Origin of the sequence: Stutzerimonas stutzeri (assembly GCF_000219605.1) — a bacterium.
GTDB classification, from domain to species: Bacteria; Pseudomonadota; Gammaproteobacteria; order Pseudomonadales; family Pseudomonadaceae; genus Stutzerimonas; species Stutzerimonas stutzeri.
Genome location: NC_015740.1, coordinates 1,289,262 through 1,306,195 on the forward strand (window position 1 = coordinate 1,289,262; position 16,934 = coordinate 1,306,195).

Here is a 16,934-nt window from a genome sequence, read left to right on the forward strand (position 1 = left end):
CCGCCGTTCAGTCGTCGTCGGTCACATGCGGGTCGATGCGCCAGTCGCTCTTGTCATAAAGCCCGAAGCCGTTGGGGCCTTCCCTCCACTCGGGTTGCGGTTCCTCTTGATCAGGGTCGTCGTGCTGCACGAGCCATGCAGCAGTCACCGCAAAGGCAAGCAGCAGGGCCAGCCAGAACGCGGAGTAGAGCAGCGCACCGAGCACGGCGAGCTTGACGATCCAGAGCACCGCCGTCGCCGCGCCCGCAGGCACCCCGCGCGTCACCAGCCAGCCGGCGACACGCTGCTCGCGGCGCAGGTATCCACGCCAGGCACGGCCAGCCCCCCGGCCCAGCCGGTGGCTCCAGCGCCTGTTGTGCGTGTTGGTGGTCATGCTCATGTGCCTCGGTTTCAGTGGTGCCTCACCTCGCGGAGCGGCCGGTCGTGGCCTGTCCTCCAGCATAGACCGCGATCAGGAGGGCGGGTTGCGGCCGGCAGAGCCGGGTTGGCTCGGGCCGAAGGTCGATTAGATGCTGCACGATAAATCAAGCCTTATGTTACTTTCCCTGCACGTTTTTGAAATGGCTCTAGGGGTCGATTGGATTCTGTGTTATTTTTATAACATGGATGGAAATTCTCGGCACCAGGTAATCAAGCGGCTGCAGGCGGGACTCCCCCGCGGGGCGCCGTTCGACCTTGCCACCCTGAGCCAGTTCGGGGTGTCGCCCCAGCTCGCCGCCCACTATGCCGACGGCGGATGGCTCGTGCGCTTGGCCCATGGCGTCTATGCCTTCCCGAACGATGAATTCGGGGTCTACGGTGCGCTGAAGTTCCTGCAACAGCGCGTGCCCGGCCTGCACGTCGGCGGCAAGAGCGCCCTGGCCCTGCAGGGTGTGCGGCACAACCTGGGCAGCCGGGAGGCGCTGGTGCTGTGGGGCGACGGTCGCTTCGCGTTGCCGGCCTGGTTCACTTCGCGCTTTCCGGCCCGCTACGTCCACGCCCGCCTGTTCGACTGGCCGGATACGGCGCTGGCCGGCAAGACCCTGACCACGCCGCCTGGCCTACCCGAGGATCTGCGGGTGGCAGCCCCCGAGCGTGCCGTGCTGGAGCTGCTGTACGAAGCCGGCGTCAAGCAGAGCCTCGAAGAGGCCCGCAACCTCTTCGATGGACTGCGTTCCCCCCGCAAGGACTTGCTCGGGCAACTGCTGTCCTGCTGCTCCAGCGTGAAGGCCGTGCGCCTGTTCCTGACCTGGGCGCGCGAGACCAGCCTTGTGGATGTCGATGCCCTGCTGGAGCAGTACCCGGTTCGCACCGGCAGCACCACGCGCTGGATGAGCCGGCTCGATGACGGCACCTTGCTGAGCCTGAAACCTCATGGATAAGACCTACGCGGACACCGTTCGCCTGCTGCTGGCCGTCGCGCCCGACGTGTTCGCCAACGACATCTTCGCCATGAAGGGCGGCACGGCCATCAACCTCTTCGTGCGGGACATGCCGCGCCTGTCGGTGGACATCGACGTGGTGTACCTCCCATGGCAGACGCCGCGCGACGAAGCGCTGCAAGCCATCAACCAGGAGCTGGCCGCCATCGCCGCGCGCGTTGCACCACTGGGCGTGCAGACACGCCTGGTTCGCGCCAAGGACCTGGGCGACACCAAGCTGATCGTCGAGAACGACGCCAGCCAGGTGAAGATCGAGGTCAACGTCGTGTTCCGAGGCAGCGTGCTGCCCGTCGAGCGGCGGCCGCTGAGCGCCAAGACCAGCGATCTGTTCGGCGTCGAGTTCGAGCTGCCGGTTCTGGCACCGGACGAGCTGTACGCCAGCAAGCTGGTGGCCGCGCTGGATCGGCAGCACCCCCGCGACCTGTTCGACGTGTGGCAGCTCTACGAATCGGGCGACATCAGCGACGGCATGGTCGAGTGCTTCGTGATCTATTTGGCGGGCCACAACCGGCCGCCTCACGAAGTGCTGTTCGGCAACGACAAGGACATCGCCGGCGAGTACGAGCGGGCCTTTGTCGGCATGACCGAAGTGGACTGCTCCCTGGAGACACTGCTCGACGCTCGCGCCAGGATGCGGCGCGAGCTGCCACAGCGACTGAACACCGCGCACAGGCGGTTTCTGAGCGGGCTGGCGCGCGCAGAACCGGACTGGTCGCTGGTGCAGTGCCAGCACGCCGCGCAACTGCCGGCACTGCGCTGGAAGCTCGCCAATCTCGAAACCTTCCGCAAGCGCCGTCCCGACGACTTCGCAGCGCAATCCGCCGCCCTCGACACCGGCTTGGGCCAGAGCTGACGAACATCCCGCAGCGCCCCACTTGCCGGGATTGCCCCATGCCGCATTCATCGTGGCACCCGCGCAGCAGCGGCCCTATACCCAAAGGCTTCCGACAAAGGCCAAAGGGTTGGGAAGGGGCAAAGGAAGGGCGCCAAGGGGAAAGGCCCTATCCTGAAAAGGCCAAAAGGCGCCCCCGAGCAGTCCGTCATCCGGGGTTCGCCATGCTCTCGCTGTTCCAGCGCAAACGGGTGCCACCCACCGCCGGCACACCGCCCACATCCGCCATCGAAACTCCGAAAGGGTTGATGCGGCCGGAGTCGGCCGCATCGCTGCTGGCCACGCCGCGTCGGCAGAAGCTGCTGGAACACATCTGGCAGCGCACATCGCTCTCGCGCCGACAGTTCGCCAGGCTCTACCTCGCCCCACTGGAGCGCTACGCCGAGCTGGTCCAGCAGTTCCCGGCCTCCGAGAACCACCACCACGCCTATCCGGGCGGCATGCTGGACCACGGCCTGGAGATCGTCGCCTATGCGTTGAAACTGCGGCAGTCATACCTGCTGCCTGCGGGCGTCACGCCGGAGGCACAGGCGGCCCAGGCCGAAGCCTGGACCGCAGGCACGGCCTACGCGGCCCTGCTGCACGACATCGGCAAGATTGCCGTCGATCTGCACGTCGAACATGCCGACGGCAGCGTCTGGCATCCCTGGCACGGCCCGCTGCGAAAGCCCTACCGCTTCCGTTACCGAAAGGAGCGCGAGTACCGCCTGCATAGCGCCGCCACCGGGCTGCTCTACGCGCGCCTTCTCGATCGGGACATCTTCGACTGGCTCAGCGGCTATCCCGACCTCTGGGCCGCGCTGCTGTACGTGCTGGCCGGCCAGTACGAGCACGCCGGCACGCTCGGCGAGCTGGTCGTGCAGGCCGACCAGGCATCGGTCGCCCAAGAACTCGGCGGCGATCCCAGCAAGGCGCTGGTGGCGCCCAAGCATGCTCTGCAACGCAAATTGCTCGACGGCTTGCGCTACCTGCTCAAGGAAGCGTTCAAGCTGAACCAGGCCGGCCCGGCGGACGGTTGGCTGACCCAAGACGCCTTGTGGCTGGTGAGCAAGACCGTCTCCGACAAGCTGCGCGCACATCTGCTATCGCAAGGCATCGACGGCATTCCGGCGAGCAACACGGCGGTGTTCAACGTGCTGCAGGATCACGGCATCGTGCAGCCAACGCCGGATGGCAAGGCGATCTGGAAGGCTTCTGTCACCAGCGACGCCGGCTGGTCGCACGCCTTCACCTTCCTGAAACTCTCGCCGGCGATGATCTGGGATGCCGCCGACCGGCCGGCGCCGTTCGCAGGCCGTGTGCAGGTCGAAGAGGAACAGGCGGAGCCGACGCCGCAGGCGACAACGGTGGCCGATGGGCCGCGCGCCGAAGGCATCGAAGCTGCATCCGCGAGCACGGCGCCGATCGCATCCGCAGCCACGGACATCGGCGTGGCCGCGCTGCTCGACCTGCTGGGCGACACTGCTCCATCCACAGCGCCGGAGATCGCCGAGGCCGAGCCGGCCCCTTCGACCGTGCCCCCGCCGCAGATGAGCCTCGCGCCTTCCCAGGATCGCGCGGAGCCCTCCGGGGCGCACTTCATGGCCTGGCTGCGTCAGAGCATCCAGACGCGCAAGCTCATCATCAACGACGCCAAGGCCCTGGTGCATACCGTCGCCGGTACGACCTATCTCGTCAGCCCCGGCGTGTTCCAGCGCTACGCGCAGGAGTACCTTCAAGTCGCCGCGCTGGCCAAGCAGGAGAAGCTGGAGGGGTGGCAGTGGGTACAGAAGCGCTTCGAGAAGCTGGGACAGCACCGCAAGCAGCCGAGCGGGCTGAACATCTGGACCTGCGAAGTCACGGGGCCGCGCAAGTCGCGCCGGCTGCACGGCTATCTGCTCGCCAGCCCGGAGGCGCTGTTCCGGGAGACGCCGCCAGACAACCCATACCTGCGGCTCCTCAACGAGGCCGCAAAGCGCGAAGATTCAGCCCTTGGGGGCAAGGAGGGGTCGTCTCAGAAAACGGAAAATAAAGCACGTTAAGCTCCAATTTCGCGCAGGTACTGGTACAACGTTTCGCGGCTGATGCCAAATTCACGGGCCAGCTTTGCCTTTTGTTCGCCGGCCTTGACGCGTTGCAGAAGTTCAGCGGCGCGTTCGGGCGAAAGCGCTTTCTTGCGGCCCCTGTAAGCTCCGCGCTGTTTGGCGAGCGCGATGCCTTCCCTCTGCCGCTCGCGGATCAATGCTCGCTCGAACTCGGCGAACGCGCCCATGACCGACAACATCAAGTTCGCCATCGGCGAATCCTCGCCGGTGAAGGTCAGGCATTCTTTGACGAACTCGATGCGCACACCGCGCCTGGTCAGCTTTTGCACAAGGCGGCGCAGGTCATCGAGGTTGCGGGCCAAGCGATCCATGCTGTGCACCACCACCGTATCTCCTTCGCGCACGAAGGCCAGCAGCGAGTCAAGTTCTGGGCGCTGGGTGTCCTTGCCCGATGCCTTGTCGGTGAATACCTTTCCGACTTCGACCTGTTCCAGTTGCCGCTCCGGGTTTTGGTCGAAGCTGCTGACCCGGACGTAGCCGATACGTTGACCTTGCAAGATGCCCCCAAACAGAAAAGTGTCAGGAATAAATCTATGACCTTGAGCAGCCTGTGTCAATAAATTAAGCGATGGAGTCTATCCGGACGTTTCTGGGTAGGCTGTCCTGACGTCAGGTTAGGGCATGCCTCAATCTGACGGTAGCGAGTCGCAGGCGTTCGGATCGGCATCGGTTTCGTTCCCTGTCTTGGCACGCGCTTCGAAGCGTTGATAACACTCCAACCCGCAGAAGTGCTCGACGTATTCCGCGCCTTCCGGGGTGAAGGCGGCATCGAGCGGGATTTCCTTGCAGCACACGCAGCAACTGGTGGTGGTCGAGTCACTTGCATTCATGGTGGCACCCCTCCATTGACTGACGAAGACGGCGAATGCCGCCGCCGGCATTGGCTTCGCGAACAGGAAGCCTTGTCCTGTGTCGCAGTCCGCTTGTCGCAATAGATCAAGACTCGCCGATGTTTCCACGCCTTCAGCCACCACATCCATGCCCAGCCCGTGCGCAAGCTGAATCACGGTGTGCACGATGGTTTGGTCGCGGCGGTCGTTGGCGAGCCCGGCGACAAACGATTGGTCGATCTTGAGCGTGCTGATTGGGCAGCACTTCAGATGTTGCAGACAGGAATACCCCGTCCCGAAGTCATCGGCGGCGAAGCGCACACCGATCTGCCGCAAGGCGTCCAGGGCGGGGAAGATCGCCGGATCACCAAACGCGACCGATTCGGTCAGCTCGATTTCGAGATACTCGGCGGGCAACTCGGCATCAGCCAGCACGCCCTTTACCCACCCGTCGAAGTCCGGTCCCACTTGGCTCGCCGAAACATTGACGGCCAGCCGGAACGGTCGCCATGCCAGCATTCGCCAGTCACGCATCTGGCGGCAGGCTTCGCCCAGCACCCAAGCGCCGATTTCAGGCATCAGGCCGGACGATTCGACCACGGGCAGGAACTGGCCCGGTGGCAATAGTCCAAGCGTCGGATGACGCCAGCGCAACAGGGCTTCCGCGCCGACAATCCCACCACTGCGCAGATCGACGACGGGCTGGTAGTGCAGTTCAAGCTGCCCGCGCTCGACCGCTTGGGCCAGTTCCGGCGTCGTCCATCCATCCGGCCGGAAAGCGCTCATTCTCTTTCCCTGAATGCCCGCAACGCCCGCGACAGGGACAGAAGGAACAGGCCGGTCAAACCGAGCGCCGCGATGACCCAATGCTCGCCGAGGAAAGCACCGGCGGTTGTGCCGGCCAGCACGACAGCGAGGATGGGCAGGTGGCAGGGGCAAGTCAGCACAGCCAGTCCGCCCCACAGGTAGCCGGTGATCGGTTTGTGCGTCTCGGACGGCAAGCGCTCGGGGTTGTTCATGGCAGACTCTCCGCGTGCTGTGCCGGCTCGGTCGGCAGGGTGGCCAACTGCACTTCCAGATCGGCCAACGCTTCGCGCCGACGCTCGACGAACTGACGCAGCAGGGCAAGCTGCGCGGCCGCTTCGTCGCCGTCCGCCGCATCCAGCGCCCGGCACAGCCGCGCCAGCGCGTCGAGGCCGATGCCCGCCTCGAAGGCCGCCCGCACGAAGCACAGCCGTTGCAAGGCGGCGTCATCGAACAAGCCGTAGCCGCCTGGTGTGCACGCCACCGGGCGCAGCAATCCGCGCAGCAGGTAGTCGCGCACGATATGCACGCTCACCCCGGCATCAAGAGCCAGCCGGGACACCGTGTAGGCGTTCATTGAACACCTCCTTTTTCTCACCCGGCGCAGCAGGAAAGCTGCTTCACATCCTTGTTGAAGGTCTGCGCCGCGAGCTTCAACCCCTCGACCATCGTCAGGTAGGGGAACAACTGGTCGGCCAGTTCCTGCACCGTCATGCGGTTGCGAATGGCCAGAGCCGCCGTCTGGATCAGTTCACCCGCTTCCGGCGCGACCGCCTGTACGCCGATCAGCCGATGGCTGCCTTCCTCGATAACCAACTTGATGAAGCCGCGTGTGTCGAAGTTGGCGAGCGCACGCGGCACGTTGTCCAAGGTCAAGGTGCGGCTGTCGGTCTCGATCCCGTCGTGGTGGGCTTCCGCCTCGCTGTAGCCCACGGTCGCCACTTGCGGATCGGTGAACACCACGGCCGGCATTGCGGTCAGGTCGAGCGCCGCATCGCCGCCGGTCATGTTGATCGCGGCACGGGTGCCGGCCGCTGCCGCCACATAGACGAACTGCGGCTGGTCGGTGCAGTCGCCGGCCGCGTAGATGTTCGGGTTGCTCGTGCGCATGCCTTGGTCGATGGCGATGGCACCTTGCGCATTGACAGTGACCCCCGCTGCGTCCAGCGCGAGGCTGCGCGTGTTCGGTGTCCGACCGGTGGCAACCAGCAGTTTGTCGGCGCGCAATTCACCGTGCGTGGTGGTCAGCACGAATTCACCGTCCATATGGGCGACCTGGCTGGCTTGCGTGTGCTCCAGCACCTCGATGCCCTCGGCACGGAAAGCGGCTGTCACCGCCTCGCCGATGGCCGGGTCTTCACGGAAGAACAAGGTATTGCGCGCCAGGACCGTGACCTTGCTGCCCAGCCGGGCAAAGGCTTGCGCCAGCTCCAGCGCCACCACCGACGAGCCGATTACGGCAAGGCGTTCGGGAATGGTGTCGCTCGCCAGGGCCTCGGTGGAAGTCCAGTAGGGTGACTCTTTCAAGCCCGGAATCGGCGGGACCGCCGGGCTGGCACCCGTGGCGACCAGGCAGCGGTCGAACATCACGACGCGCTCGCCACCCTCGTTCAAACGGACGGTAAGGCTCTGGTCGTCCTTGAAGCGCGCCTCACCGTGCACAACGGTGATGGCCGGATTACCGCCCAGGATGCCTTCGTACTTGGCGTGCCGCAGTTCGTCGACGCGGGCCTGCTGCTGGGCCAGCAGCTTACTGCGGTCAATCGTAGGCACAGTTGCCGCAATACCGCCATCGAACGGGCTTTCCCGGCGCAGATGGGCGATGTGGGCGGCGCGGATCATGATCTTGGACGGCACACAGCCGACATTGACGCAGGTGCCGCCGATGGTGCCGCGCTCGATCAGCGTGACCTGCGCGCCTTGCTCGACGGCTTTCAGCGCCGCCGCCATCGCGGCTCCACCGCTGCCAATGACCGCTACCTGCACCGGGGGCTCGTTGCCACTGTGCTTTTCGGCGGCGGCCATCCATCCCCGCACCTTGTCGAGCAGTCCGACGCGGTTGTCCGCCAGTGGCGCATCGGCTAGCGTTGCCTTGTAGCCCAGTCCGGCCACGGCGGCAGTCAGCGCGTCCGGCGATGTGCCCGGCACGATGGCGAGTTGCGCTGTGCCCTTCGGATAGGACACCAGCGCCGACTGCACGCCTGGCACTTTTTCCAGCGCTTCCTTGACGTGCGCCGCGCACGAGTCGCAAGTCATGCCGGTGATTTTTAGATGGGTCATGCAACAGATCCTTTATCGTTTGTGGCGCCAGACAATGACGTCCGTTGTGCTGCGGTGCCGTTTTCAGTGACTCACTGCTTGACGCTGGACGGATAGCCCGCGTCTGCGGTTGCCTTGGTCAGCTTCTGCACGCTGGTCTTGGCATCGTCGAAGGTGACGACCGCTTGGCGTGTCTCGAAAGTCACGTCAACTTTGCTGACGCCTTCGACCTTGGAAATCGCCTTCTTGACAGTGATCGGGCAGGCGGAGCAGGTCATGCCCGGTACGGACAGCGTGACGGTCTGGGTGGCGGCCCAGACGGGGGCAACAACGGCGGCGAGGGCGAGGGAGGCAAACAGTTTCTTCATGGTGAACTCCGATCAGTAGAAAAATGGCATGACGTAGGGAAATCCGAGCGCGACCAGAACCAGCGCGGCCACGATCCAGAAAATGAGCTTGTAAGTAGCTCGCACTTGGGGAATCGCGCAGACCTCACCCGGTTTGCAGGCCGCTGCCTGCCGGTAGATGCGCCGCCAGGCGAAGAACAACGCCACCAGCGCCACGCCGATAAAGATGGGGCGATAGGGTTCCAACACCGCCAAGTTGCCGATCCAAGCGCCGCTGAACCCCAAGGCGATCAGAACCAACGGCCCGAGGCAGCAAGCCGAGGCGAGGATGGCGGCAAGCCCTCCAGTGAAGAGCGCGCCGCGCCCGGTTTTTGGTTCAGACATGCGCTTGTCCTTTCGAATTGAAATTGGATAGCGTAACCTTACTTCCGTACTCATGTACGGAGTCAAGCGATATGGAAAACAATTTGGAGAACCTGACCATTGGCGTTTTCGCCAAGGCGGCCGGGGTCAATGTGGAGACCATCCGTTTCTATCAGCGCAAGGGCTTGTTGCTGGAGCCTGACAAGCCCTATGGCAGCATCCGCCGCTATGGCGAGGCGGATGTAACGCGGGTGCGCTTCGTGAAATCAGCCCAGCGGCTGGGCTTCAGCCTGGATGAGATCGCCGAGCTGCTGCGGCTGGAGGATGGCACCCATTGCGAGGAAGCCAGCAGTCTGGCCGAGCACAAGCTCAAGGACGTGCGCGAGAAAATGGCTGACCTGGCGCGCATGGAGGCCGTGCTGTCTGAGTTGGTGTGCGCCTGCCATGCGCGAAGGGGGAACGTTTCCTGCCCGCTGATCGCGTCACTACAGGGTGGAGCAAGCTTGGCAGGTTCGGCTATGCCTTAGCGTGCTTTATTTTCCGTTTTCTGAGACGACCCCTTAGAAAGCCTAGTCAAAGAGCTGTCACGAGAACACCGTTAGCTTAGCGTACGATTTTTTCCGAATTCTGCGGTTCCCCCAAGTCGCAGATAACCGCTCTGCAGTCACTCGAACGACAACTCGTATCACTGCGGGCTAATTGCAGTGATGGGCGGGAAGTTGAGGCTTGTGGAATTCTCGCTGGCATTAGCGAGGACGCGTGCATTAAATTAATGGCGTTGGGGCTTACTGGCCTGTTAGCCGTTGTTTATACCAACCGGGGCGCTCAAAAACTCAACCGTATGGATCTTCCCATCAGGGGTCTTAACCTTCATCTCGTACGTTTGAACTTTGCCGTTAGTTCTATAACTCTGAATCATTCCGGTCGTACCGGTCGTCCCTGCAGGTGCTATGCTCAGCACTTTACCTTCTTTAACAAGTATTTTAAGGGTGGGATTTGTTACTGACGCACTCTCAAGGCGCTGCATTGTTAGTTCCCCTCCGTCTTCAGCCATAGCGAGCGAAGAAGCAGCGGCCAGAAAGAACGGCAGGATTACTTTAGCAGGGCGGTTCATTTGTTACCCTCTTGGGTTAGTAGATACCTTTAGATTAAAGGGTTGACCCTTACCAGAAGATGTTCTTCGCATTACAAAGCAGTAATTAACCATCGCTTTCTGCCGATTCGGCTCTGTTTTAAACTCATCGTTTTTGTAGACCATCCCACGCTCGATTAGGCCATGCATGCATTACATGCATGCATTAAATGTATGGCGTTGGTCTGATGGGGAGTGGGTACCAAGCCGTATCACTTTGAATCAGGCGTGCCGAGGAAAGGTGAGTTCGAATGTGGTCCGACCGTCTTTGCTGGCGACGGCCACGTGGCCTTTGTGGAGGTTCATCACTGAACGGACAATAGCTAGCCCCAATCCTGCCCCACGAGGTTGTATGCCGTTAACGCGGTAAAAGCGGTCGAACAGGTGCGGGAGATGATCCGATTCGATAGTCGCGCCATGATTGGTGACAGCCAGCGAGACGATGTCTATGTCCTTCTCAAGTATCTTAATTTCGACCGTGCTGCCAGTATTCGAATGCCGCAACGCGTTGGATAGCAGGTTGGAAATGGCCCGTTGGACCATAAGCCGATTTCCTAGAACTATGGCATCGCCCGTTACCGTCGTTGCGACTCCGGCTTCTTCGGCGAGGACTTCGAGGTATTCACAGACGCGATTCGCCTCACTTCCCAGGGATAGTTGTTCGAGTTTCAGTGCTGGGCTGGCGTGGCTGGCCTGGGCGAGAAACAGCATGTCTGACACGATTCGATCCATGCGTTCGAGCTCTTCGACCGACGATTCGAGCACTTCCCTATATTGCTCCTTGCTTCGCTCACGCACCAATGTCACCTGCGCCTTGCCTATCAGGTTATTTAGGGGAGTCTTCAACTCATGGGCCACATCGTCCGAGAATTGTGACAGTTGCTGAACTCCGTCATCGAGTCGATGAAGCATTACGTTGAGGCTGTGCGCCAATTCCTGAAGCTCTAGTGGAAGCCGATCGCTACTGATTCGGGGTGATAGGTCCTGTGTCGATACCTTAGTCGCCAAGGCCCGGAACTTGCGAAGCGGTCGCAAACCGTTGTTAGCAACTAGCCATCCAGCCAACCCGATCAACATCAGCAGCATCGGCACAGTCACTAAGGCCGAGCGCAGGAATGCAGCCACTAGCAGTTGATCGGCACTGCGATCTTGCGTAAGTAAAAGCGTCATTGGAGCCAGTCCCGGGACCTGTATTTGCTTGCGCCCGGTTAGCATCTGCACGCCGTCTTCCGTGGTCCAGCCTAGGTATTCACCGTCTCTGTTCACAAGATCCATCTGCTGCGGCGCATGGGCGAACCGGCCGATACTAAAAATGGGGGATTTGGCTCTATCGCCGATGACGGTAATCGAAAGGTTGTCATGGCCGAGTACCGTATCGCTCAGTGCGTGTTGCCAGGAGCGGCCCATACGGGCTTTGGTGTCTTCTAGGAGTCCATGATCGATCTGCGAGAGCTTGGCCGTCACTTCCTCCTGGGCGCGCAGTTCCAGTTGGCGCACAAGTACCCAGTAGCTCAGTGCAATCAACAGCGCGACCAAGACGGCGCCGGTCAATGTGATTTGAAGCGCGAGACGCGATGCGAGGCTGAGTGGCTTCAAGGCCGCGCCTCCAGCACGTAGCCGACACCGCGAATGGTGTGTATCAGGCGATCGCCAAAGGGTTCGTCCACCTTCATCCGTAGGCGACGGATTGCAACATCCACCACATTGGTATCGCAGTCGAAGTTGATGTCCCACACCAGGGCGGTTATTTCGGTACGCGTGAGAACCTCGCCAGTCCGGCGCATGAGCAGATGCAGTAGCGCAAATTCTTTGCTGGTGAGATCAATACGCTGACCGCTCCTGTAGGCCCGATGCCGGCCCGGGTCGAGTTCGAGGTCGGCTACACGCAGATTGCTCGGGAGTGCGACCGCCTCGCCTCGCCGCAACAATGTTCGGATACGAGCGAGCAGCTCGGGGAACTGGAACGGCTTGACCATATAGTCGTCGGCGCCCGACTCCAGGCCGCGGACCTTTTGCTCTAAGCGGCCATTGGCCGTCAGCATGATGACGCGTGTCTGCTTACGTCGCCTGATGAGTTCGAGCACCTCCCACCCGTCCATGGTTGGCAGATTCACGTCTAGCAGCACGATGTCATAGTCGTTCTGCAGTGCCAGGTGGAATCCATCGAGCCCATCACTTACGCAATCGACCGTGTAACCACACTCGATGAGACCCTGCTGCAGGTATTCCGCAGCTTTAATCTCGTCTTCTACAACCAGAATGCGCATGTTTTCAGATGACTCAGCAATGAGGTGCGCGGTAAGCGGAACCAAAAAATTATTCATGTAGCAACTAGGCCAAGACTAACGCGGCTTGCCCAGCATGGAAGGCAGGCCGTAAAGATCAGCCTAGGGAAGCGGGAAGCACTTTAACGCGGTAAAAGTCCTGCGGGGCTGTCTTGCAAATTTGTAATCTACCTGTCATTTGGTTGGCCCGCAGCGCAAGGAGGTGCACTTAAGCAAAAAAAGGCGCCCTACGGGCGCCTGAAACACATCTTCAAACCAAGGGAGCACAAAAAGAAGATGTGGTGTTGCTCGTAGTGCTTCACAGGATCGAGAGCGGGTACTCGGCGATGAATCGAACCTCATTGAGGTCGGACTCGAAAGCAGTCGCCCGTGTTGTAGCCTGGCGCACCCGCAGAGAGAGGTCCTTGAACGAGCCTGTCTGTACAACGTAGCGTGCTTCGACGTCGCGTTCCCAGCGCTTCTGTCCGGACAGAGGCGCGCCGTTATCGTCTTGGCGCATATATACCTCATTTGCGTTGCTGTAATCGGCGCCCCAGCCGCGGGCGTAGCGAGTCATGAACGTAAGCCCAGGTATGCCGTAACCCGCCATGTTCAGGTCATAACGCAGCATCCAGGACTGCTCTTTAGGTGAGTTGAAATCACTGTACTGGATGGAGTTATTCAGGTAGATCGAGTCCGCTTGGCGCAAGTAGTCAAAGTCGTTGTTACCGTTGTTTCGCTGATACGACGCCGTGACGGTGTGCGCGCCGAAGGCGACACCCAGACTGGAACTCCAGATGCTGTTGTTAAACTCGCCCAGCAATTTCCGACCTTCGTCGGTTGCCTTGTAGTAGTTGAAGCTGCCCAGCAGCACGACGGCATCGGAAAGTGGATAGGTGGCCGAGACACCGAAATAATGTTGATCCCAGGCATCCTTCAGCCGGCTGGTATACAGGCTAAGACTGAGGTTTTCGTTCACGCTATAGTCGCCGCCTGCGTAGCCGAGCCAAGGCGAGTCGACGCCGCCGCCATAAAACGTGACGAAGTCATCGTTCGTGTTGCTGGTATTGGGCTGGCTCATCGCGTGCAGGCGGCCGCCCTGGAGGGTGAGGTCGTCCAGCGAGTTGTTCACAACGGTGACACCCTTGAAAGACTCCGGCAGCAGCCGTGCGTCACCAAAGTGCACGACAGGAGTAGCGGGAAATACATCGCCTGCCTTGATCTCGGTGCCCAAGAACCGTGCTTTCACGGCCCCCCCTACTCGAGAAAAGTCATCCTCGGCATCGCCGGCGCTATTGTAGGGGAGAAGATCGACGGTTCCGCCAGCACCGGAACGTCCTGATCCAGAATCGAGTTTGAGGCCGAGCATGGCGAAGGCGTCGACGCCGATCCCCACCGAGCCTTGGGTATATCCGGACTCAAAGAATGCCATCAGTCCGTGAGCCCATTCCTCAGAATAGCCATTGCCGGTGGCGCTCCCACCGTCGCGAAAATCTCGGTTGAAATAAAAGTTGCGATTTATCAGCGAAAGCGTGCTGCCTTCGATGAAGCCCTCCGCTGTTTCCGATTGGGCAAAGACCGGGGCGCTGCCCAGTGCCAGTGAAAGGGCTGTAAGTGAAAGGGCGGCCTTTTTGCTCATGATGATGCTCCTGATATACGGCATGTCAGCGCTCGAATGACGCCTTCGCCTTTTTGTTCGAGTGCCGGGCGATGATCTTCCCCTGTAAATGACCGCAGGATTAGCGGTAAATGACGATCTCGTAATCTTGAGCGGTGCAATCGCAGATATTCCTTGGATTACAAATTTGTAATGTCGTAGTCACCCGGCCGATATCCGCGCTTATCTAAAGTCACGCCGCTTAGCCATCAGCTATCTGGCCGGTTTAGTGCGGCTGAGGAAACGCTATCGACGAAGGGGGCACTGCACTGCAGTGTTGCGTATGTATCAAAAGAAACGCTTGTATCTGCTTGCTAGCGGGCTGCTTGGGCTCGGGCTGGCACTAATGTCGCTCGAGGTGGGCGCGCAAGACGGTCTGACACTGGAGCGGGCCGTGTCCCTTGCGTATGAACGCAACCCAGAATTTTCCGCTGCGCGGTCGGAGATCGGCATCGCAAGCGGTCTGCGCCGCCAAGCTGGGGTTATCCCGAACCCGGAATTAGGGTTCGAGGTGGAAGACACTCAGTCCGACCGCCAGACCCGCTCAATTACAATCACCCAGTCGATCGAGTTGGGCGGCAAGCGCGGCGCTCGAATCGGCGTGGCGGATGCTAATCGCTCGATGGTGGATGCCGATCTCGACCTTCGACGCCAAGGATTACGTGCAGATGTGATCCAGGCATTCTTCGCCGCCCTGCGTGCCCAGGAGGGCATGCAACTGGCCGAGGCCTCTCTGTCATTGGCCGAGCGGGCTGCTAAGGTCGCCGACGCACAGGTCGATGCCGGAAAAGTTTCGCCAGTGGAGGCGACGCGCGCCGATATGCAACTGGCGTCCGTACAACTGGACCTGCGGCGAGCACGCCAGGAATGGGACAACGCTCGACAGATGCTAGCGCGCCTGCTCGGGACCGACGCACCGGAGTTTGGCAGTTTGCTGGGCAGTTTCGAACACCTGCCAGATGTGCCTAGCGAATCTGCATTATTGGCGCGCGTGCGTGAGAGTGCCGATATGCGTAGGGCTCTGCGCCAAGTGGCCTTGAGTGAAGCCGAGCTGGGGCTTCAGCGAAGCCAGCGCTACCCGGACATAAGCGTCAGTATCGGTAGCCAGTACGACGAAATCGAGCGTGAGCGCGTCAACCTCGTCGGCCTCTCTGTTCCGCTGCCTTTATTCGATCGTAACCAAGGCAATGTTCTGGCGGCCGCACGGCGGGCGGAGCAGGCGCGTGATCTTCGTAATGCGGCAGAGCTGCGCGTTCGTGCGGAGATCCAGCAGGCCCTTCGCGACTGGCGTACCGCACGTGCAGACGTCGAGGAAATACGCAACCGGATACTGCCGGCAGGACAGCGAACCGTGGAAGCGGCCACACGTGGTTTCAGTCTTGGCCGCTTCGCGTTCCTCGACGTGCTCGACGCACAGCGTGCGCTGATAGATGCACGCACGCGCTATCTGCAGTCATTGCAAGCCGTGGTCGACGCCTGGGCGCGTATCGAGCGGCTGTACGGACCTACCACTACCTTCGAATGACCGAAACGCCGCCATTACGTATTGGCGGTGGGGGAGCTTGCATGAAAAAACAGACGGGAATCGCTCTGGCGGTCGCTTTGGTACTGCTGACCGGCGTTGGCGTAAAACAGGGCTTCGTTCTTGAGGCGCAGGCCAGCGATAACAAGGCTGAGCACGCCGAGGATGGCCACGCGCATGAGGATGGAGAAAGCGGTCACGAGGAATCTGAGAACGACCATGGGGACGAAGACGGTCATGACGCTGAAGGCGATGGCCACGGCCATGGTGACGAAAGCGGTCATGGCGGTGAGGAGGACGAGCACGGCAACGAAACGCATGCCGAAGGTGAGATTGAGCTTTCCGAAGAGCAGATACGTGCCGCAGGCATTCAGCTAAGCAAGGCCGGACCGGCTGAAATCGGCTCGTCTGTATCTTTGCCGGGCGAGCTGCGTTTCGACGAAGACCGTACCGCACATGTCGTGCCCCGTGTGGCCGGCGTTGTCGAATCGGTTTCGGTCAACCTGGGTGACCAAGTGAAGAAGGGCCAGTTGCTGGCGGTTATCGCCAGCGAGCAGCTGTCCGAGCAGCGTAGTGAGCTGGCTGCCGCCGAGCAGCGCCTCCGGCTGGCTCGCACCTTGTTCGAGCGTGAGCGCACCCTATGGCAGGAGCGTATCTCTGCAGAACAGGACTATTTGCAGGCCCAGCAGAGCCTGCGCGTAGCAGAAATCGACTTGCGTAATGCCCAAGAAAAAACACGGGCGCTGGGCGGCGGAAGTGGCGCAGGCGTAGGCAACCGCTACGAGCTGCGCGCACCTTTCGATGCAGTGGTCGTCGAGAAGCATATTGTGCTGGGCGAGCGTGTGGATGAAACGACCAGCGTCTTCACTCTGACTGATTTGTCGCGGGTTTGGGCCACGTTCAGCGTACCTGCCCGTGATTTGATGCGCGTAACCGTCGGCCGAGAAGTCGAAGTTGTTGCCGGCGAGCTAGGCGTGCGAACAATGGGGAAGGTCGCCCATGTGGGCAGCCTGCTGGGCGAGCAGACGCGTGCCGCGACAGCCCGCGTGACCCTGGCCAACCCCGATGGGGCTTGGCGTCCCGGTCTTTTCGTGACGGTCCGAGTTAGCGCCGACGGACGTAGTGTTCCGGTCACGGTTCCAGTCGAGGCGGTCCAGACCGTCGAAAACGCGCCGACGGTTTTCGTTCGCACGCCGCACGGCTTCCAGGCGCACCCGGTTTCGCTGGGCCAGCGCGACGAAAATCGCGTGGAAATTCGTGACGGATTGCAGGCCGGCCAACAGATCGCGACCGCTGGCAGCTTCATCCTGAAATCCGAACTCGGCAAAGGCTCCGCCGAGCACGTTCACTGATCCTCCG

At 61.3% G+C, this 16,934-nt stretch carries 18 protein-coding genes and 1 pseudogene; 7 read left to right on the forward strand and 12 right to left on the reverse strand.

Annotation, left to right across the window (positions count from 1 at the left end):
* Positions 1 to 7: 7 nt before the first annotated feature.
* On the reverse strand, positions 8 to 379 hold the full coding sequence (locus PSTAB_RS06120) for a DUF3742 family protein (protein ID WP_013982148.1): 372 nt from the start codon (positions 377 to 379) through the stop codon (positions 8 to 10).
* Between the two features lie 223 nt (positions 380 to 602).
* Between PSTAB_RS06120 and PSTAB_RS06125 the strand changes: the two genes are divergently transcribed.
* The 3 genes from PSTAB_RS06125 (at position 603) to mobH (ending at position 4,334) form a co-directional block, all read left to right on the forward strand.
* On the forward strand, positions 603 to 1,361 hold the full coding sequence (locus tag PSTAB_RS06125; RefSeq protein WP_033949182.1) for a type IV toxin-antitoxin system AbiEi family antitoxin domain-containing protein: 759 nt from the start codon (positions 603 to 605) through the stop codon (positions 1,359 to 1,361).
* Complete coding sequence (locus PSTAB_RS06130) at positions 1,354 to 2,274, forward strand: nucleotidyl transferase AbiEii/AbiGii toxin family protein (RefSeq protein WP_013982150.1); 921 nt, start codon at positions 1,354 to 1,356, stop codon at positions 2,272 to 2,274. Before PSTAB_RS06125 ends, PSTAB_RS06130 begins: the two co-directional genes overlap by 8 nt.
* Before the next feature lie 203 nt (positions 2,275 to 2,477).
* Positions 2,478 to 4,334: a MobH family relaxase gene (mobH, locus tag PSTAB_RS06135; protein ID WP_013982151.1), complete on the forward strand. Its 1,857-nt coding sequence runs from the start codon at positions 2,478 to 2,480 to the stop codon at positions 4,332 to 4,334.
* Here the strand turns inward: mobH and PSTAB_RS06140 are convergent.
* The 7 genes from PSTAB_RS06140 to merT form a co-directional block, all read right to left on the reverse strand.
* Positions 4,331 to 4,894: a recombinase family protein gene (locus tag PSTAB_RS06140; protein WP_003799980.1), complete on the reverse strand. Its 564-nt coding sequence runs from the start codon at positions 4,892 to 4,894 to the stop codon at positions 4,331 to 4,333. The two genes, mobH and PSTAB_RS06140, sit on opposite strands and share 4 nt — an antisense overlap.
* A 129-nt stretch (positions 4,895 to 5,023) precedes the next feature.
* Entirely contained in the window at positions 5,024 to 6,013 is a 990-nt protein-coding gene (locus tag PSTAB_RS06145) for a DUF3330 domain-containing protein (RefSeq protein ID WP_003132006.1), read from the reverse strand.
* Complete coding sequence (gene merE, locus PSTAB_RS06150) at positions 6,010 to 6,246, reverse strand: broad-spectrum mercury transporter MerE (RefSeq protein ID WP_003132004.1); 237 nt, start codon at positions 6,244 to 6,246, stop codon at positions 6,010 to 6,012. The genes PSTAB_RS06145 and merE overlap by 4 nt, the downstream gene beginning before the upstream one ends.
* Positions 6,243 to 6,608, reverse strand: a complete 366-nt coding sequence (merD, locus tag PSTAB_RS06155) for a mercury resistance co-regulator MerD (protein ID WP_000995360.1) — start codon at positions 6,606 to 6,608, stop codon at positions 6,243 to 6,245. The genes merE and merD overlap by 4 nt, the downstream gene beginning before the upstream one ends.
* A 17-nt stretch (positions 6,609 to 6,625) precedes the next feature.
* Positions 6,626 to 8,311 (reverse strand): mercury(II) reductase, encoded by a 1,686-nt coding sequence (merA, locus tag PSTAB_RS06160; RefSeq protein WP_003158917.1) that lies wholly within the window; start codon positions 8,309 to 8,311, stop codon positions 6,626 to 6,628.
* A gap of 71 nt (positions 8,312 to 8,382) precedes the next feature.
* Complete coding sequence (merP, locus tag PSTAB_RS06165; RefSeq protein WP_003131987.1) at positions 8,383 to 8,658, reverse strand: mercury resistance system periplasmic binding protein MerP; 276 nt, start codon at positions 8,656 to 8,658, stop codon at positions 8,383 to 8,385.
* A gap of 12 nt (positions 8,659 to 8,670) precedes the next feature.
* Positions 8,671 to 9,021: a mercuric ion transporter MerT gene (gene merT / locus PSTAB_RS06170; RefSeq protein ID WP_003131974.1), complete on the reverse strand. Its 351-nt coding sequence runs from the start codon at positions 9,019 to 9,021 to the stop codon at positions 8,671 to 8,673.
* 71 nt (positions 9,022 to 9,092) lie between these two features.
* Between merT and PSTAB_RS06175 the strand changes: the two genes are divergently transcribed.
* A complete protein-coding gene (locus tag PSTAB_RS06175) occupies positions 9,093 to 9,527 on the forward strand; it encodes a mercury resistance transcriptional regulator MerR (protein WP_003131969.1) in 435 nt (144 codons plus the stop codon).
* Between the two features lie 113 nt (positions 9,528 to 9,640).
* A pseudogene (locus PSTAB_RS21880) lies at positions 9,641 to 9,754 on the forward strand (Cd(II)/Pb(II)-responsive transcriptional regulator); the annotation flags it as partial.
* A 42-nt stretch (positions 9,755 to 9,796) separates the two neighbouring features.
* On the opposite strand, the gene PSTAB_RS21885 reads toward PSTAB_RS21880, so the two are convergent.
* The 4 genes from PSTAB_RS21885 to PSTAB_RS06195 form a co-directional block, all read right to left on the reverse strand.
* Positions 9,797 to 10,114 carry a co-regulatory protein PtrA N-terminal domain-containing protein gene (locus PSTAB_RS21885; RefSeq protein WP_019405735.1) on the reverse strand — a complete coding sequence of 106 codons (318 nt, stop codon included), beginning with the start codon at positions 10,112 to 10,114 and terminating at the stop codon, positions 9,797 to 9,799.
* Positions 10,115 to 10,354: 240 nt separating this feature from the next.
* On the reverse strand, positions 10,355 to 11,728 hold the full coding sequence (locus PSTAB_RS06185; RefSeq protein ID WP_013982152.1) for a heavy metal sensor histidine kinase: 1,374 nt from the start codon (positions 11,726 to 11,728) through the stop codon (positions 10,355 to 10,357).
* The gene (locus PSTAB_RS06190; RefSeq protein WP_013982153.1) at positions 11,725 to 12,399 is read right to left on the reverse strand and encodes a heavy metal response regulator transcription factor; all 675 of its coding nucleotides are present in this window, start codon (positions 12,397 to 12,399) and stop codon (positions 11,725 to 11,727) included. Before PSTAB_RS06190 ends, PSTAB_RS06185 begins: the two co-directional genes overlap by 4 nt.
* Before the next feature lie 316 nt (positions 12,400 to 12,715).
* Complete coding sequence (locus PSTAB_RS06195; RefSeq protein WP_011914459.1) at positions 12,716 to 14,035, reverse strand: OprD family porin; 1,320 nt, start codon at positions 14,033 to 14,035, stop codon at positions 12,716 to 12,718.
* Between the two features lie 301 nt (positions 14,036 to 14,336).
* Here PSTAB_RS06195 and PSTAB_RS06200 point away from each other — a divergent pair, with 301 nt between their 5' ends.
* Both PSTAB_RS06200 and PSTAB_RS06205 read left to right on the forward strand, forming a co-directional pair.
* Entirely contained in the window at positions 14,337 to 15,578 is a 1,242-nt protein-coding gene (locus tag PSTAB_RS06200) for a TolC family protein (protein WP_013982154.1), read from the forward strand.
* Between the two features lie 41 nt (positions 15,579 to 15,619).
* Positions 15,620 to 16,927 (forward strand): efflux RND transporter periplasmic adaptor subunit, encoded by a 1,308-nt coding sequence (locus tag PSTAB_RS06205; protein WP_013982155.1) that lies wholly within the window; start codon positions 15,620 to 15,622, stop codon positions 16,925 to 16,927.
* Positions 16,928 to 16,934 lie beyond the last annotated feature (7 nt).

What these genes read in the sequence shown, in the direction of transcription:
- PSTAB_RS06205 (WP_013982155.1), top strand. Translation starts at nt 15,620, where the DNA reads ATGAAAAAACAGACGGGAATCGCTCTGGCGGTCGCTTTGGTACTGCTG.
- merP (WP_003131987.1), bottom strand. Translation starts at nt 8,658, where the DNA reads ATGAAGAAACTGTTTGCCTCCCTCGCCCTCGCCGCCGTTGTTGCCCCC.
- PSTAB_RS06120 (WP_013982148.1), bottom strand. Translation starts at nt 379, where the DNA reads ATGAGCATGACCACCAACACGCACAACAGGCGCTGGAGCCACCGGCTG.
- merE (WP_003132004.1), bottom strand. Translation starts at nt 6,246, where the DNA reads ATGAACAACCCCGAGCGCTTGCCGTCCGAGACGCACAAACCGATCACC.
- PSTAB_RS06195 (WP_011914459.1), bottom strand. Translation starts at nt 14,035, where the DNA reads ATGAGCAAAAAGGCCGCCCTTTCACTTACAGCCCTTTCACTGGCACTG.
- merT (WP_003131974.1), bottom strand. Translation starts at nt 9,021, where the DNA reads ATGTCTGAACCAAAAACCGGGCGCGGCGCGCTCTTCACTGGAGGGCTT.
- PSTAB_RS21885 (WP_019405735.1), bottom strand. Translation starts at nt 10,114, where the DNA reads ATGAACCGCCCTGCTAAAGTAATCCTGCCGTTCTTTCTGGCCGCTGCT.
- PSTAB_RS06200 (WP_013982154.1), top strand. Translation starts at nt 14,337, where the DNA reads ATGTATCAAAAGAAACGCTTGTATCTGCTTGCTAGCGGGCTGCTTGGG.
- PSTAB_RS06175 (WP_003131969.1), top strand. Translation starts at nt 9,093, where the DNA reads ATGGAAAACAATTTGGAGAACCTGACCATTGGCGTTTTCGCCAAGGCG.
- PSTAB_RS06145 (WP_003132006.1), bottom strand. Translation starts at nt 6,013, where the DNA reads ATGAGCGCTTTCCGGCCGGATGGATGGACGACGCCGGAACTGGCCCAA.
- mobH (WP_013982151.1), top strand. Translation starts at nt 2,478, where the DNA reads ATGCTCTCGCTGTTCCAGCGCAAACGGGTGCCACCCACCGCCGGCACA.
- PSTAB_RS06190 (WP_013982153.1), bottom strand. Translation starts at nt 12,399, where the DNA reads ATGCGCATTCTGGTTGTAGAAGACGAGATTAAAGCTGCGGAATACCTG.
- PSTAB_RS06125 (WP_033949182.1), top strand. Translation starts at nt 603, where the DNA reads ATGGATGGAAATTCTCGGCACCAGGTAATCAAGCGGCTGCAGGCGGGA.
- merA (WP_003158917.1), bottom strand. Translation starts at nt 8,311, where the DNA reads ATGACCCATCTAAAAATCACCGGCATGACTTGCGACTCGTGCGCGGCG.
- merD (WP_000995360.1), bottom strand. Translation starts at nt 6,608, where the DNA reads ATGAACGCCTACACGGTGTCCCGGCTGGCTCTTGATGCCGGGGTGAGC.
- PSTAB_RS06130 (WP_013982150.1), top strand. Translation starts at nt 1,354, where the DNA reads ATGGATAAGACCTACGCGGACACCGTTCGCCTGCTGCTGGCCGTCGCG.